Here is a 13,319-nt window from a genome sequence, read left to right as displayed (position 1 = left end):
GCCCAACGCGAAGAGGTGATCCGCGTCTACACGGCCGATCGCATGGAAACCTCCCGTGCCACCATCCGCCGCCTCGCCGAACGCAGCAACGCCATGCGGCAGGAATACACCGCCCGCTATTCGACGCTGCGAGCCCGCCTCTTCGGCTGGTCCCTCGCCGCTACGGCAGTCGCCATCCTGATTCAAGAGCTACTTGTCGGTCCGTGAACCGCGGCGCACAGCCGGTGCGCAGAGGCCGGATCACGCCCGGCGGGCCCGGCGGGCCTGGCGCTGGAAGAGCCGCTCGGAGAACTTCAGCGCGAAGGCGCTGTAGAGCGCCAGCACAATGAGCACGCCTCCGGTCACCACATCGACGACCGCCGCATCACCCGCCTCAGCATAGCTGGTGTAGCCCACAACGAACGGAGCGACCAGCAGCCATGCGCCCGCCAGCGCGACAACCCCGTCGCTGACCCTTGAGGGGTCACGCATCAGACGCGCCAGGGCGTTGAGGAAGACCACGATCCCCACCATGATCTCGTTCAGGTGGGCGTCCTGGGCGGGCCCGGTCTGCGGGTAGTCGAGCACCCAGAGCGTGACGAACAGCCAGACCCCGATCGCCAAGAGCGGATAGCCGACGGCCTGCCGCTGGTCCGCCCACCACAGCGGCCGCGGTGGGGTGATGAACTTGGGCGGACCTACGCCGACACTTACAGGAGCTGACGGTGACGCCACAAGAGCCATGGCAATCCTCCGGTCTCTGTACCCCGGGTCGATAGCAGCAGCACCGACCTGCTGCGGAGCGATCCCTTGCATTATCGCTCCGCGTGCGGATGCCGCGCCCGGCGACCAAGGCCTGGTCCGAGCCCCAGGTCGCGGCGGCCCCGGCAGCAACCGGCCCAAGCCGAGCGTCGCAGCCTGCTGGGCCGCGCTGCCCGCGAGCTCTCACGGAGCGAGGCCGGCAGCCGGGGAGCGCGGCCGTCCCACAGCACCGCGACGATCACCACGTTTCCCGAGAGAATGCCCGCCTGCGCCGAGCACGTCCGACCGTTTCCGGCAGTGGAGACGCTGTCTGTCTGTTCGCCGGACGGCGCGGGTCAGCCGACTAGTTGAGAGATGCTCTTGCTGACCAGCCAGAGGCCGGCAAGCAGGGAGATCGCGACGATGGCCTGGTCTTCGTGGCTCTCGATCCACCCGCTGAGTCTCGTCAACCGGTCCTGGGCCGCCTCTGGTGCGAACGTGGCGTAGAGCTGCATCACCAGGAGACTCGCCGTGGAAAGCAGGCAGAACCCCGTGAGGGCCAGGTAGGTGGCGGCTCGGGACATGTCGGCGTCGACCGCCGTCGCGCAGCCGGCTGCGACGAGTCCCCACGGCTGCACCAGAACAGCCAGTCCCGACGCGGTCCAGACAGAGACGCGGTTGAGCCGGGCGGTCCACGCGGGTCGCGTACGAGGACGGCCGAGTCGGCGGCGCCTGTGTGCCCCGTAGGCGATCAGCCCGACGCCAAGAGCCAGTTTGATGCCGAGGACCGCGGTGGAGGACGTGGAGCTGCGCGCGGGCGGGGTGCCCCCCGTCGCCAGCACCACGAGGGCCAGGACGAGGACGAGCGACGAGAGCCAGGCCAGGATGAACGCCAGCCCCTTGTACAGTCCCCGCTCTGCGGACAGCAGGAGGATGAACGTGATGACCGGCACCGGCTCGAGTGTGATGGCCAGGCCGAACACGGTGAGGTCAAGAACCATGGTGATCGGCGGCCGGAATTGTGACGACCGTCGTGCCCGTAGGGTGCGTCGGAAGCGCGCAGCCTTGGCTTTCCTGGTGAAGAGCCCCGCAAGACACCGAACCACTCCTCCTGTGCAGCTTCACGGGGTGACGACGGGGAGGTCGTGTCGGGGGCTTCAGGACAGTCGGACCCCAGGCGTCAGGCACCATCCCAACACGGACAGATGGAATGCGCATACCGTGACGTACCTCGGCCGGCGAGGCTCCCTGCCCCGAGCCACCAGGGCAAGATCCGCCGACGGCGCGGTGGACCGGGCCGACGGCGACGCCTCCGGCCGGGCCGACCGGTGCTTCGGCTGGTCCGGGGCAGCGGGACAGTCCGTGCGGTGTCAGGCTGCTGCACCACGGCGTAGAGTCGATTGCGGATATGCGTTATTGGCGGGTTCGAACGCCCGAAGCCCTGTGCTCTGGCGCCTCGGCCAGACCGACTGAGTCGGCCGCTCCAGCGGCGACCACTCCAGCTGCCCCAGACCCCGGCGGTGTCCCAGACTCGACAGCCGAGGGGCCTGGATGTCCGCGAACAGCATCACCGCCCGATCAGGGACGCGCCGGGCTGCGGCTGATCTCTGGAAGCTCGGCTGGGCTGGTCCGATTCCATGCCAACCTGCTGTCGGCGCCTGAGTCCCAGAACCGGAACGCGGGAGGCGCACGCGATGCTTTCCCAGTACGAGCGACGCGCATTGTCCGACATCGAGGAGCACCTGCGCGCGAGCGAACCCGACCTGGTGCACCTGCTGGAATGCTTCCACGCCTGGGCTCCGCCGCGACACCGCCGCCGCAGTCTCCGCCGCGTGGTCGGGCTGGCCGGGCTGGCGCTCGGCGCCTTCCTGCTCGCCGTGGCATTCACCGTGCGCAGCGCGGATGTGCTTCTGCTCGCCGTCACGGTCCTGTTGGCGGACGCGGCCTGGTGGACGCTGCTCGCCGCGATAGCACTGGCCAGACGGCGGGGCCTGAACAGCCGAGAACCTCAGCGTTGGTGACACCGGGCCAGGTGAAGCGAGGACGGTGATCGACCATGCGGCAGCGGAACCCCGGCCGGGTCGTCGTCGGTGTGGACGACTCGCTCGCAGGGCTGCGGGCACTGCGCGAGGCGGTGGAGATGGCACGTCGCCGCGGCATGGAGGTGCGAGCGGTCCGGACGTACCGTCCGCCGGCCGAACCAGAAAGCGGAGGGTGGACCACCGGAGTGGGTCCCCAGCCCTTCGCGGCGGAGGACCCCCGGTGGGCGCTGAAGCGAAACGCGCTGGCAGCCGCTCGGCACGCATTCGACCAGGCGATGGGCGGCGTGCCAGGTGACGTGGTGGTGTCCATCGAGACCGAGGGCCTCCCCCTGCACCAGGCGCTGACGGCGTCCGCCTGCCGGGACGAGGACCTGCTCGTCGTCGCCGCACCGCAGCGGCGTCACTCGTGGTGGCCGCCCCGACGGTCCGTCGCCCGGCGCTGCATCACCCGGGCGATGTGCCCGGTCCTGATCGTCCCGGCACCACAGGGAGCACGCGAACTCGGCGGCCACTGGCAGCCCTGGCACCGACGGCAACGCCGCCGGGAACTGAACGCCCTCCTCGACGAACTCACCGCGTAGCTGCGGCCCGCCGTGATGCCGTGCCGCGTCGGTGAATCGCCCATGGTCCGAGATGCCGACCCGCCACCCTGGTCGCACCCTGGAAGCCAGGAGACCAGGACCACGGGAGGCCGGCATGCCCGCGCACTTCGAAGTCTGGCAGGCCGAGAACAACGAGTGGCACTGGCATCTCAAGGCCGACAACGGCGAGACCGTGGCCGAGGGACAGGGCTACGCCTCCCAGGAGGAGGCGAAGGCGGGCTGCGAGGCGGTCAAGCGCGCGGCCGCGGAGGCCCACATCGTCGAAGCGAAAGCAGCGTGATGTCGATGTTGCCGGTCGACCACGAGCTGCACGTCGGGCACCGCCACGTGCCGTTCGGGCACGAGCAGGCCGCGCTCTGCAGCGTCGCCCGCACGGGGACGTTCGTCCGAGTGGAGGTGGGGTGAGCAGCCACCGTGTGATCGTCTACGGCATCGAGTCCGGCCCTGGGCACCCCGTCGGCCGCCCGGTCGAGGTCGACGGCCGCGACGTCGGCGTTGCTGCCGACCTGGCCGATCTGTGGCTGCTCCTGGAAGAGCACGGCGTGTTCGACACCGCTGACGTCGAGTGGCGCGACGGTGGGCCCGACCACTGGGAGAGTGCCGGAGAGCCGACGCCCGTCGAGAGCATCGCGCCGATCCCTGCCGGACAGTTCGAGAGTCTGCTCCGGCGGGCACGCGACGGCGACCTGCCGCGTTGCCCGAGGTGCGGCCGGGTGCCGACCGCGATCGAGTTCGAGGGTGCGGCGGGCCGGCCCATGCTGCGCTTCCGGCCGTGCGGTCACCGGGTCGAGTGATCCCCGGCTGTTCGGTCGACCTCAGGATGCTGCTGCGACACCCTCTCGTCGTCGTGCCTCGTCGACGGCCGCGCGCAGGCGCGCCGCCTGCGCCTGCGGATCGGCCACGGAGAGGGCGACGCGGGCGAACTCGGCCGGCGGCCGCAACTCGACCAGCAGGACAGGACCGCGCCAGGGACGCACTGCGATCCAGTCACGCCCGGCCGGGTGCTGCCACACCCCCAGCCACGCCCTGTCGGGGATCGACAGGCCGCTCTCTCGGCTGCCGCGCAGGCAGCGCCATGGCTCGGCGAGGACCTCGACACGCGCCACGACGGTGAGGGGTACGCGCACCGGCCCGTGCCGCATCACCGGTCGTTCAAGCCAGGACGGCCGGGCCACCAGCTCACCGCCGTGAATCGTCAGCCGCGCCATGACCGCCTCCAAGCCGGTTCGGGCCCGAGTCCCTTCCCCATCGCTCCTGCTCCGCGAAGCGCCGCCGCAGGACTGCCAGGTCCGCTACGGCGACCGCCGCGAACACCGCGCACACGGCGGCGACAGCCGCGTCGAAGCCTCGGTCGGCGCGTGGTGCGCCCGCGGCGAGGACCGCGAACCCCGCCGCCCCCGCGACGAACAGACACGCGAACACGCGCGCGAGCAGACGTCTCGCCGGCAGATCGCTCCGCGCCCACCGGGCCTCCTCGCCGGTGTGCCGCCACCGTCGGGCCGCGCCACGGGCACGGCGATCCGCCGCGCGCAACCGGAAGGTGCGTCCGGCGTGGTGATGGGCATCGCCGCTGGCCACAACCGACATCTACCCGCGCGTCGGGCCCGCACACGCGACCAAGGACCTGCCCGTCAGCGTCAAGAACCGGCCCGCGCTCGCACAGTCCGGCATCTCCCACGCTCCGGGTGGTAGCAGCGGGCCTCGGCAAGTCGTACAGTTCGCAGCAGAACATCTGTTTGCCTGGTCGGCGCGCACGGTCGAAGCCGGTACGACACAGCTGCCCCAACGCTCGGCCCCAGGCCGCTTCTGCGGCCTTGCTCCGACTGCCCCAGACCACGGCGGTCTCACAGACGAGACAGCCGAGGAGATCTGGATGTCCGTGGAGAGCATCGTGACTCGATGCATGATCATCAACCACCGCCTTCCCCGGCCGCGAGCGGGGGCGGCAACGTTCACGGTCGAGCGGCAGGATCGCGGGACCAGTACAGAGATCACCCTGATCGGTGAGATCGACCTGGAGTCCGCCCCACTGGTTCGCCAGACCCTGACTCGGTGCCTGCTCGACGGCATGCGCAGCATCGATGTCGATCTCAGCTACGTCGACTTCTGCGACTGCAGCGGCGTGAGCGCGTTCCTGGACGCCTACCACCGCGCCGCTGCGGTAGGCGCATCGGTGCGACTGCACCACCCGGCACCGACGATTGCGCGATTGTTCGCCCTGACCCGTACCGAGAACGTCCTGCTCGCGCCGCAGCCCGCACGCCCGGCGCAGTGCCGGTCCGCCTCCCCGCATCCGTTTCGGGACCGGGCCGGTACCGCAGATCCCGGACGCAGATCCCGGACTACCCTGTTGACGTAGGTTCTCGGTCGTTCCCTGCGCACCGGCGCGGTGGGGAGCGCGGTACGGTGGTCCCACCGGTCGGGAGCTGCGCCCTCCTCGCCGGCTCTCGGCGGGACGTCCCGTTCCCACCTGGGGAGGATCAGGCGGGCACCGACCTGCAACGCCCCCAGGGTCGTCTGGAACAGGACAACTGGTGATCAGTGACGGCATGGCCGAAGTTCTGCGACTGCTCCAGCTCGACGACGGGTTCGACGCCACAGCGGACGTCGCTGCCCGGGCCGCTGAAACCCTGGGCGTTGCCGGGCTGACGGTCTCCCTGGCGACCGGGGGTGACCGGGTGGAGCTGATGTGGTGCACCGACGAGGCCGCCGGCAGGTTCGAGGACCTGCAGTTCACCCTCGGCGAGGGCCCCGGTCCCGAGGCCGTGCGCAGCGGCGCGATGGTGCTGGTGCCCGACCTTGCGCGGGTGCGGCCCGACCGCTGGCCGGCTCTGAGCGTGGAGGCAGCCGGACTGGCGGCCCGCGCGGTGTTCTGCTTCCCGATGGGCATCGGGGCGATCCGCGTCGGCGTGCTGACCCTGGTGCGCCGGACGGCGGGGTCACTGGCCGACGGGCAGGTCGGTGACGCGCTGGTCCTGGCGCACACCCTGGCCGGGCACGCTCTGGGGAGCGTCCTACCAGGCCTGGACGGGGCCGTTCCGGCCGATTCCACCGACGTTCTGTTGCACGCGGTCGTGCACCAGGCCACCGGCATGGTCAGCGTCCAGCTCGACGTGCCCCTGACTCAGGCTCTGCTGCGGCTGCGCGCGCATGCTTACAGCAGCGGCCGGCCACTCACCGACGTCTCCCGGGACGTGGTCGCGCGACGACTGCGCCTGGACCTCAACGGCAACGGCAACGGCACTCCGTTGCCCGTCTCAGACAAGGACTGATCGCCATGGCCCGCGAGCAGCAACTCACCAAGATCTTCGTGGAGGTCGCCGACTCCCTGATCGATGACTTCGACCTGATCGATTTCCTCCAGCGGTTGTCCGAGCACTGTGTGCAACTGCTGGACGTTGCGGCGTGCGGGGTGCTGCTGGCCGACGAGCACGACGTGCTGCAGGTGCTGGCCGCCTCGGACGAGAACACCCGGCTGCTGGAGCTCTTCGCCCTGCAGCACGACCAGGGCCCGTGTGTCGAGTGCTACCGCAGCGGCCGGCCGCGCACCAACATCGACCTGGAGGACCCGAAAGTCACCAAGGCGTGGCCGCAGTTCACCCCGGCCGCCCTGCAGTCCGGCTTCCTGTCCACCAACGCGATCCCGTTGCGGCTGCGCGGGCGCGTCATCGGCGCTCTCGGCCTGTTCCAGACCAGGGACAACGCCCTGAGTGACGCGGACACCGCCCTGGCCCAGGCGCTCGCGGACGTGGCCACCATCGCCATCCTGCAGCAGCGCACCCTGGCCCACAGCGAGACCGAGCGCGGACAGCTCCAGTACGCACTGACCAGCCGGATCGTCCTGGAGCAGGTCAAGGGCATCCTGGCCGAGCGCTGGCAGGTCACCCCGGACGAGGCGTTCGCGGCGTTCCGCGTCTACGCCCGCTCCCACCATCACCAGCTCTCGCACCTGGCCCGGTTGATCGCCGACGGCGAATTCGACACCGACCAGATCCCCCGCTCACCCCAGCCCCGCTGACCTCGCCGAAGCGGCGAAGATCGCCGGCCGCTCCGCGCAGGGGCGGATCAGAGTTCGTCCGGCGCCGGTCCGCTGTGCGTCCGGGCGCGTGCCGCGGTGATCTCCTGCTCGGCCGCCGACCGGGCGAGCCAGGACGACGCGCCGTCGAACGACTTGCCGGGTTCCAGATCCTTGTAGACCTCGAAGAAGTGCTGGATCTCCCGGAGGTCGTGGGCGAACACGTCGCCGAGCTCGTGCAGGTGGTCCATCCGGGGGTCGGTGGCCGGGACGCACAGCACCTTGTCGTCCTCGCCCTGCTGGTCGTTCATGCGGAACATGCCCAGGGCACGGCAGCGGATCAGCACCCCCGGGAAGGTGGGGTCGCCGCCCAGAACGAGTGCGTCCAGCGGCTCGCCGTCCAGTCCGAGCGTGCCTTCGACGTAGCCGTAGTCGGCCGGGTACCGGGTGGAAGTGAAGAGCATCCGGTCCAACCGGATGCGCCCGAGAGCGTGGTCCATCTCGTACTTGTTGCGGGATCCCTGGGGGATCTCCACGACGACGACGAAGTCCATGTCCCGCTCCTGCCGACGACACGAATCAGACGACACGAACCAAAGGCCGAGGCTGAGCCACCACCTGCGCCTGGCCGCGCCCGGGGAATACCGGCGCAGGCCAACGGCCGCCTCCAGGTTACGGCCGGGACACCCTGGCCGACCGAGCGACACGGCCGGGGCCGGGACAGGCGGTCCGTCGGCAGCCTGGCACCACCGATCGGCTGGTTTCGAACGGGGCGTCATCACCGCCGAGCGAGTGAGCACTTGACCGACCGGGCGACTCCTCTCCGCGAGGCGTCGCCCGGTCGGTCAGCTGCTCACGCGGACCGGAGAGACCACGCTCCCCGGTCTCCACGGATCCGACCCGGTGTCATTCCACCGTGCCGAGGTGCCGTGCGCGCGGTGTTCCCTCACCGTCCGGGAGCGTGCGGGAGGTGCCGAGGTTCTGTCGGACCGAGTCCAGGATCGTCAGGCCCTGCCCGACCAGCCCGGCCGCGATCTCGCCGAGGCCGTCCGCGCCGTTCAACACGTTGACGTTCGCGCCGGCCAGGCCGCCCGCCGCCTCCTTGACGATCAACGGCAGCTGGTCGATCAGCATCCGGTCCAGGGCCACGCGGTCGTTGGACGCCGCCGCCTCCGCCTGGATCTTCATCCGCTCGGCCTCCGCCAGCGCCAGCACCCGGATCCGCTCCGCCTCCGCCTCCGCGGGCCGCACGACCTCCGCGACCAGCTGCTGCTCACGCAGCTCCGCGGCCCGCTGGGCCAGCTCCGTCTGTGCGGTCAGCACCTCCTGCTGGGCGTGCGCGGCGGCCAGCGGACCAGCCTGCGCGGCCTGCGCCTGGGCCCGGTCCACCTCGGCCGTGTACTGCGCCTTCACCACCGCCGTCTGCCGGGCGTACTCGGCCTGGTTCCGGGCGGCGGCCTGCTCCGCCTCGGCGGAGGCCTGAGTGGCCTGGGCCTGGGCGATCTTCGCCTGACGCTGGATCGCGGCCTGGTGCGGGGCCGCCATCGCCGCGATGTAGCCGGTCTGCCCGTCGTCGATCGACTGGATCTGCAACGAGTCGACGATCAGGCCGATCTTGCCCATCTCAGCCTTGGAGGTCTCCAGCACCTCCGTGGCCAGCTTCTGCCGCTCGGTCACGATCTCCTCGACCGTCATCGAACCGATGATCGACCGCAGGTGACCGGCGAAGATCCGGCCGGTCAGCACCGACATCTGGTCCTGGTCGGACAGGAACCGCTGGCCGGCGTTGACGATGCTCTCCTTGTCGTTGCCGACCTTGAAGGCGATCACCGCCCGCACCGTCAGCGCGATGCCCTGGTGCGTGACGCAGTTCTCGTCGACCTCCGCCTCGCACATCGCGAGGGTCAGGAAGCGGGTCTTGCGGAACACCGGCGAGACGAACGCGCCGTGACCGGTGACGACACGGAACGGGGCCGTCCCCATCCCCCGTCGGCCTCCGGAGATCAGCATCGCCTGGTCCGGAGCCGGAACACGATAACCGAACATGGTCATCTCCTCTGTCGCCACCACCCACGTGGGATCCGATCGGGTCGTCCGGTGGCGACCTGCTCCTCCGGGCGTCGTCGCTGCCGAGGCCAACGATCGGACCTCGGCCGCGCGCCGCCCCGGGCCGAAGGGGAATCCACTGGGGAGTACATGCCGATTCGGAGATCAGGGGTGTGTCACTTCCATCGTGCACCCAAAGGAGCACCAAGGTGGCAGGTCGACGGCACGTTCTTTGCCGAGGCGGCAAGGAACGTGCCGCGCGGGCTCCGACAGCCGCCACGGTTGCGCCAGGCCGGATGCGGGCGATGCGGACCTCCCGCGTCCGCCGAGCTCCGTCGGGCGCCTGATCGGCGGTCACCCGGCAGGTGTGATGCCGGTCTTGACGAAGATCTGCTGGGCCGTGTCCGAGGCACCGGCCAGCACGGCCGCAGCCATGGCGGCATGCGCGGCCGCGGGGTCGGCGTCGGGAGGGACGACCAGGAGCAGGAAGTGGTCGTGGGCGCCGCGGGTGAGGATCACGGTGTCGTCGCCGACAGGGAACCAGTCGATGTGGACGACGCGGTCGTCGACGGTCATCCGTCCCGGTACGTCGTCCCAGGCGGCGGCGTCCAGGCCCACCCGTTCGATCGGCCCCACGGACTCCGCCACCGCCGTGACCAGTGCCGGAAGCTCCTTGGTCAGGTCGCGTGAGCGCGGCCACCAGGCGCCGTCGTGAGTCCCCAGCCGGGAGGCCGTCGTCTCCAACCGCAGCACCACCGCGCCGGGCGCCTGCGGCCAGTCGTGCGTGTCCGGTAGCAGCCGTCCCGCTGCCGGCGTCGAAGGATCGACACTCATGGAACACCGCCTGTCCGCCGCGGACCACCGCGCCCGACGGCCGACGTCGGTCGGCCCGGAGGCCGACGCGCCGAGCCGCTTCGGGCCCGATTCCACGCTACTCCCGTGGGGCCGCGGTGGCGTGGCTGCCGGCGGGCCGCGCGAGGCCGCGGGCAGCGAGCACCCGCACCCCGGCGAGGTCCGGTCCCGGCGACGTTCCCGGGCCACGCCGGAATCGGGGACCCGGGGTCGGCCCCCCGCGGCATGGCGCGGAGTAGGCTCAAATCACCGAGGGTTTTCCGAACACCGGCTGCAGTGCCCCTGTCGTTCTCGGCGAACGCCGACACCGGGCCTGCGCGCAGGCCCGGGGACGGGACGCGCACCATGTCCGTGTCACTGCTTCGGCTGCCCTCCGTCACTCTCCCCCCGCCCCGGGCGGAGTCTCCCCCGCTCAGGCCCATCGGCCGGATCCTCGTGTCCGAGGGACGGTGGGAACGATGACAACGCTCTTCACCGTCCTCGCGCTCGTCGCCATGATCAGCGCCTGCGCGCTGCTCATCCAGCTGGCCAACGCCCGGCACGCCGCGCTGCCGACGACGGCCCAGCCGCACCGTTGGCACCTCCACCGGCTCGGCACCGGCGCCCGGCGGACGAAGCGCGGTCCCTGACGACCGGTTCCGAAGCGCCACGAGGCCAACGATACGAACCCGGACCCACGACTGGGACCGGGCCGGCGACGGAGAAGGCAGTCACCCCCATGACCACGAACACCGGCCCCGCGCTCGCGGCCGTCGCGCAGGCCCGACCTTCGCTGCGGCTGGCGCTGACCCCCGAGGGTCCGCCGTCCCGACTCAGCGGCGCCTGGTGGCCGCACTCACACAACCTCTCCGAGCAACTCCCCGACTTGATCGAAGAGTTGGACGGCATATGGGGTCGCATCACCGGGGCCGCCGTCCAGGTCACCGCGTGGACCGAGCTGTCCCACAGCGTCCCGGCCGGATCCCACGACGTACGAGTGAACTGGCACGAGCCCACCCACGATCCCCACGCGATCACCCTCTTCTCCTACCGCATCGGGGAGTGGGAACTGCTGGTGGTGCCACCGGAGAGCGCCCCTCGGCGGGCGAATCGGCTCATGGCGGCCGCTACGCGTCCTGGCAACCGGCAGACCGCCCGAGCGCTCCTCGCCGACGGCCCCGAAGCCCCCGAAGCCCCCGAAGCCCCGACACCAGGCAGCGACCGCGAGGAGCGCCCGCCATGCCAACCCCGGCAGCCGTCTTCACCACCAAGACAAGCGACATCTACCACTCCCGCGGGGACTGCACGATATTCCTGGCAGGCCAGGACATCGCGCGCACGAACGACGGCGGCACTCCCGACGTGATCCTGGTTCCGCTCGGCGAAGCCCTGGCCCACCGCCATCCCTGCCCAGGATGTCTGCGCTGACCGGAGACCCCGTGCCCCCGACGTGCAGTGCCCGCGCGGTCACAGGAAGCTGGAAGCATGGAACCGCAGGTTGACCCCTACCGGCCCGCCGTTGTCCGCTTCGCCGGCGATGTGGAGGTGGACGGGCGGACGTTCAGCGGCAACATGCGTCTGTCCGTCTGGATCCACGACGCGTGGATCCATGTCCGTGTTCCGGGCGCGGCAACCCCCGACTACTGTCTGCCCGTGCATGCGGTGGCAGGGGTGCACTGGGAGGACTGACGGCTGATTAGGAAGAGTTCGAAGGGTCAGCGCCACTCGATCATGAACAGGGTGGCGTCGTCGCTGGTCTGACCGCCCCGTCGCTCCTTGAGGCTGTGGGAGAGCGCCCGCACGATCGCTCGCACGCCGTCGTCGACGCGCTCCAACTGGTTGACGGCCTCGATGAGTTGCTCCTCACCGAACTGCTCGCCGCCCGCTCCGCGTTCCTCGACCAGGCCGTCGGTGAAGCACAGGACCTGGTCGCCGTGCCGCAGCTCCCGCTCGCTGACCACCGGCGCCTCGCCACCGAACCCCACCGGCAGCGTGGTCGCACCCTCCAGCCGCTCCACGACGACCCGGTCCCGGATCAGCAGCGGCGCGGGGTGGCCCGCGTTCACCCACTCCAGGTGGCCGGATCTGGTGTCCAGGCGCATCATCTGGGCGGTCACGAAGTGATCGATCCCGAACTGTTCGGCGATGGCGCTGTCCATGAAGGAGTAGATGTCGGCCAGGCCGACGTCGGCGCGCCTGGCGTGCCGGTACGCGCCGATGGCGACCGTCGCCATGGTGGCGGCGTCCAGTCCGTGGCCCATCGCATCGATCGTGGCGACATGAAGCAGGTCGTCGTTGAGGGCGTAGTCGAAGCTGTCGCCCGCCACCTCGTACGCCGGTTCGAGGATGCCGGCCACGGCGACACGGGGGACGGACATCGAGAGCGGGGGCAGCAGGGACCACTGGATCTCCGCCGCGACGCTCATCGGTTCGAGGCGCCGGGTCTGGCACAGCCGGTCGGTGTAGCCGTTCTTGGCGAGTAGGAGACCCGCGACCAGGCGTGCGAACTGATGCAGCAGCCTCCTGGCGGCGTCGTCCACGGCGTCCATGGTGAGTGCCATCACTCCGACGTGGTTGCCGCTGTCGGACAGCGGCAGGTACAGCCGCACGCCGTCGGCCTGTGGGACCTCGGCCGGGGCGCCGCGCAGGAAGGTGGCGCCTGCGGTGGTGCCGGCGATCGGTTCGGGCGTTCCGGCGGTCAGGCCGCGGCCCGGTAGCGGAACCAACGCCGTCTGCCCGTAGTCCGGCAACAGGATCGACAGCTCTCGGCCGCCGAACTTGTGCGCCGTGCCGACGAGCAGGGGCGCGAGGAGCTGCGGCGGCAGCTCCTGGGCCAGGTCCATCAGGGATCCGAGCAGACGTTCACCGAGCCCGTGCGGGTTGCCGGGATGCGCCCCGACCAGCCACCGCTCATCGCTCATTCTCGGTCACCGTCCGCTTCATCCCGCGTCGCGCAGGCACCGACCGACCTCGATCGACTTCAGGCGCGGTTCATCGGCCGGTCCCTCCATTACGCCCGACAACAGCACATTGCGCCTCTGCAGAGGCCCTCACCCTGGTCCG

General features: G+C 70.7%; 18 protein-coding genes and 2 pseudogenes. 13 read left to right on the top strand and 7 right to left on the bottom strand.

Annotated elements, in window-relative coordinates; genetic code table 11:
* Positions 1-207, top strand: a pseudogene (locus ABH940_RS24950) (hypothetical protein); the annotation flags it as partial.
* 33 nt (positions 208-240) lie between these two features.
* Here the strand turns inward: ABH940_RS24950 and ABH940_RS24945 are convergent.
* Together ABH940_RS24945 and ABH940_RS24940 are read right to left on the bottom strand one after the other, a co-directional pair.
* Positions 241-723 (bottom strand): SPW repeat protein, encoded by a 483-nt coding sequence (locus ABH940_RS24945; protein ID WP_370070625.1) that lies wholly within the window; start codon positions 721-723, stop codon positions 241-243.
* A 353-nt stretch (positions 724-1,076) separates the two neighbouring features.
* Positions 1,077-1,703, bottom strand: a complete 627-nt coding sequence (locus tag ABH940_RS24940; RefSeq protein WP_370070627.1) for a GAP family protein — start codon at positions 1,701-1,703, stop codon at positions 1,077-1,079.
* 711 nt (positions 1,704-2,414) lie between these two features.
* On the opposite strand from ABH940_RS24940, the gene ABH940_RS24935 reads away from it, so the two are divergent.
* The 5 genes from ABH940_RS24935 to ABH940_RS24915 all read left to right on the top strand — a co-directional run bounded on the left by ABH940_RS24935 (position 2,415) and on the right by ABH940_RS24915 (position 4,158).
* Positions 2,415-2,741 (top strand): DUF3040 domain-containing protein, encoded by a 327-nt coding sequence (locus ABH940_RS24935; RefSeq protein ID WP_370106202.1) that lies wholly within the window; start codon positions 2,415-2,417, stop codon positions 2,739-2,741.
* 35 nt (positions 2,742-2,776) lie between these two features.
* Positions 2,777-3,343, top strand: coding sequence for a universal stress protein (locus ABH940_RS24930; protein WP_370070631.1), 567 nt, complete (start codon positions 2,777-2,779; stop codon positions 3,341-3,343).
* Between the two features lie 115 nt (positions 3,344-3,458).
* Positions 3,459-3,644: a YegP family protein gene (locus ABH940_RS24925; RefSeq protein ID WP_370070633.1), complete on the top strand. Its 186-nt coding sequence runs from the start codon at positions 3,459-3,461 to the stop codon at positions 3,642-3,644.
* The gene (locus ABH940_RS24920; RefSeq protein ID WP_370070635.1) at positions 3,644-3,769 is read left to right on the top strand and encodes a hypothetical protein; all 126 of its coding nucleotides are present in this window, start codon (positions 3,644-3,646) and stop codon (positions 3,767-3,769) included. Before ABH940_RS24925 ends, ABH940_RS24920 begins: the two co-directional genes overlap by 1 nt.
* Positions 3,766-4,158, top strand: coding sequence for a hypothetical protein (locus ABH940_RS24915; protein WP_370070637.1), 393 nt, complete (start codon positions 3,766-3,768; stop codon positions 4,156-4,158). Before ABH940_RS24920 ends, ABH940_RS24915 begins: the two co-directional genes overlap by 4 nt.
* A 21-nt stretch (positions 4,159-4,179) precedes the next feature.
* On the opposite strand, the gene ABH940_RS24910 is transcribed toward ABH940_RS24915, so the two are convergent.
* On the bottom strand, positions 4,180-4,572 hold the full coding sequence (locus ABH940_RS24910; RefSeq protein ID WP_370070639.1) for a hypothetical protein: 393 nt from the start codon (positions 4,570-4,572) through the stop codon (positions 4,180-4,182).
* A gap of 665 nt (positions 4,573-5,237) precedes the next feature.
* Between ABH940_RS24910 and ABH940_RS24905 the strand changes: the two genes are divergently transcribed.
* From ABH940_RS24905 to ABH940_RS24895, 3 genes are all read left to right on the top strand, one after another.
* Positions 5,238-5,723: an STAS domain-containing protein gene (locus ABH940_RS24905; RefSeq protein WP_370106201.1), complete on the top strand. Its 486-nt coding sequence runs from the start codon at positions 5,238-5,240 to the stop codon at positions 5,721-5,723.
* Positions 5,724-5,913: 190 nt separating this feature from the next.
* Positions 5,914-6,636, top strand: coding sequence for an ANTAR domain-containing protein (locus ABH940_RS24900; RefSeq protein WP_370070643.1), 723 nt, complete (start codon positions 5,914-5,916; stop codon positions 6,634-6,636).
* A 5-nt stretch (positions 6,637-6,641) separates the two neighbouring features.
* The gene (locus ABH940_RS24895; RefSeq protein WP_370070645.1) at positions 6,642-7,382 is read left to right on the top strand and encodes a GAF and ANTAR domain-containing protein; all 741 of its coding nucleotides are present in this window, start codon (positions 6,642-6,644) and stop codon (positions 7,380-7,382) included.
* Positions 7,383-7,429: 47 nt separating this feature from the next.
* Here the strand turns inward: ABH940_RS24895 and ABH940_RS24890 are convergent, their stop codons facing one another.
* The 3 genes from ABH940_RS24890 to ABH940_RS24880 all read right to left on the bottom strand — a co-directional run bounded on the left by ABH940_RS24890 (position 7,430) and on the right by ABH940_RS24880 (position 10,259).
* Positions 7,430-7,933, bottom strand: a complete 504-nt coding sequence (locus tag ABH940_RS24890; RefSeq protein WP_370070647.1) for an inorganic diphosphatase — start codon at positions 7,931-7,933, stop codon at positions 7,430-7,432.
* Between the two features lie 352 nt (positions 7,934-8,285).
* On the bottom strand, positions 8,286-9,425 hold the full coding sequence (locus ABH940_RS24885) for an SPFH domain-containing protein (protein WP_370070649.1): 1,140 nt from the start codon (positions 9,423-9,425) through the stop codon (positions 8,286-8,288).
* Positions 9,426-9,779: 354 nt separating this feature from the next.
* Positions 9,780-10,259, bottom strand: a complete 480-nt coding sequence (locus ABH940_RS24880; RefSeq protein WP_370070651.1) for a DUF5994 family protein — start codon at positions 10,257-10,259, stop codon at positions 9,780-9,782.
* Positions 10,260-10,735: 476 nt separating this feature from the next.
* Here ABH940_RS24880 and ABH940_RS24875 point away from each other — a divergent pair, with 476 nt between their 5' ends.
* The 4 genes and pseudogenes from ABH940_RS24875 to ABH940_RS24860 all read left to right on the top strand — a co-directional run bounded on the left by ABH940_RS24875 (position 10,736) and on the right by ABH940_RS24860 (position 11,945).
* Entirely contained in the window at positions 10,736-10,906 is a 171-nt protein-coding gene (locus tag ABH940_RS24875; RefSeq protein WP_370070653.1) for a hypothetical protein, read from the top strand.
* Between the two features lie 89 nt (positions 10,907-10,995).
* Positions 10,996-11,373, top strand: a pseudogene (locus ABH940_RS24870) (DUF5994 family protein); the annotation flags it as partial.
* Between the two features lie 122 nt (positions 11,374-11,495).
* Complete coding sequence (locus tag ABH940_RS24865) at positions 11,496-11,684, top strand: hypothetical protein (protein ID WP_370070855.1); 189 nt, start codon at positions 11,496-11,498, stop codon at positions 11,682-11,684.
* A 57-nt stretch (positions 11,685-11,741) separates the two neighbouring features.
* The gene (locus ABH940_RS24860; RefSeq protein ID WP_370070655.1) at positions 11,742-11,945 is read left to right on the top strand and encodes a hypothetical protein; all 204 of its coding nucleotides are present in this window, start codon (positions 11,742-11,744) and stop codon (positions 11,943-11,945) included.
* A 26-nt stretch (positions 11,946-11,971) separates the two neighbouring features.
* Here ABH940_RS24860 and ABH940_RS24855 read toward each other — a convergent pair whose 3' ends face one another.
* Positions 11,972-13,177, bottom strand: a complete 1,206-nt coding sequence (locus ABH940_RS24855; RefSeq protein WP_370106200.1) for a PP2C family protein-serine/threonine phosphatase — start codon at positions 13,175-13,177, stop codon at positions 11,972-11,974.
* Between the last annotated feature and the right edge of the window lie 142 nt (positions 13,178-13,319).

The sequence above is a fragment of the Streptacidiphilus sp. BW17 genome (assembly GCF_041262485.1).
Classification (GTDB): domain Bacteria; phylum Actinomycetota; class Actinomycetes; order Streptomycetales; family Streptomycetaceae; genus Streptacidiphilus.
This window is presented reverse-complemented; position numbering and strand designations above follow the sequence as displayed.

What these genes read in the sequence shown, in the direction of transcription:
- ABH940_RS24910 (WP_370070639.1), bottom strand. Translation starts at nt 4,572, where the DNA reads ATGGCGCGGCTGACGATTCACGGCGGTGAGCTGGTGGCCCGGCCGTCC.
- ABH940_RS24865 (WP_370070855.1), top strand. Translation starts at nt 11,496, where the DNA reads ATGCCAACCCCGGCAGCCGTCTTCACCACCAAGACAAGCGACATCTAC.
- ABH940_RS24945 (WP_370070625.1), bottom strand. Translation starts at nt 723, where the DNA reads ATGGCTCTTGTGGCGTCACCGTCAGCTCCTGTAAGTGTCGGCGTAGGT.
- ABH940_RS24860 (WP_370070655.1), top strand. Translation starts at nt 11,742, where the DNA reads ATGGAACCGCAGGTTGACCCCTACCGGCCCGCCGTTGTCCGCTTCGCC.
- ABH940_RS24900 (WP_370070643.1), top strand. Translation starts at nt 5,914, where the DNA reads ATGGCCGAAGTTCTGCGACTGCTCCAGCTCGACGACGGGTTCGACGCC.
- ABH940_RS24895 (WP_370070645.1), top strand. Translation starts at nt 6,642, where the DNA reads ATGGCCCGCGAGCAGCAACTCACCAAGATCTTCGTGGAGGTCGCCGAC.
- ABH940_RS24875 (WP_370070653.1), top strand. Translation starts at nt 10,736, where the DNA reads ATGACAACGCTCTTCACCGTCCTCGCGCTCGTCGCCATGATCAGCGCC.
- ABH940_RS24890 (WP_370070647.1), bottom strand. Translation starts at nt 7,933, where the DNA reads ATGGACTTCGTCGTCGTCGTGGAGATCCCCCAGGGATCCCGCAACAAG.
- ABH940_RS24925 (WP_370070633.1), top strand. Translation starts at nt 3,459, where the DNA reads ATGCCCGCGCACTTCGAAGTCTGGCAGGCCGAGAACAACGAGTGGCAC.
- ABH940_RS24905 (WP_370106201.1), top strand. Translation starts at nt 5,238, where the DNA reads ATGTCCGTGGAGAGCATCGTGACTCGATGCATGATCATCAACCACCGC.
- ABH940_RS24935 (WP_370106202.1), top strand. Translation starts at nt 2,415, where the DNA reads ATGCTTTCCCAGTACGAGCGACGCGCATTGTCCGACATCGAGGAGCAC.
- ABH940_RS24885 (WP_370070649.1), bottom strand. Translation starts at nt 9,425, where the DNA reads ATGTTCGGTTATCGTGTTCCGGCTCCGGACCAGGCGATGCTGATCTCC.
- ABH940_RS24920 (WP_370070635.1), top strand. Translation starts at nt 3,644, where the DNA reads ATGTCGATGTTGCCGGTCGACCACGAGCTGCACGTCGGGCACCGCCAC.
- ABH940_RS24855 (WP_370106200.1), bottom strand. Translation starts at nt 13,177, where the DNA reads ATGAGCGATGAGCGGTGGCTGGTCGGGGCGCATCCCGGCAACCCGCAC.
- ABH940_RS24930 (WP_370070631.1), top strand. Translation starts at nt 2,777, where the DNA reads ATGCGGCAGCGGAACCCCGGCCGGGTCGTCGTCGGTGTGGACGACTCG.
- ABH940_RS24880 (WP_370070651.1), bottom strand. Translation starts at nt 10,259, where the DNA reads ATGAGTGTCGATCCTTCGACGCCGGCAGCGGGACGGCTGCTACCGGAC.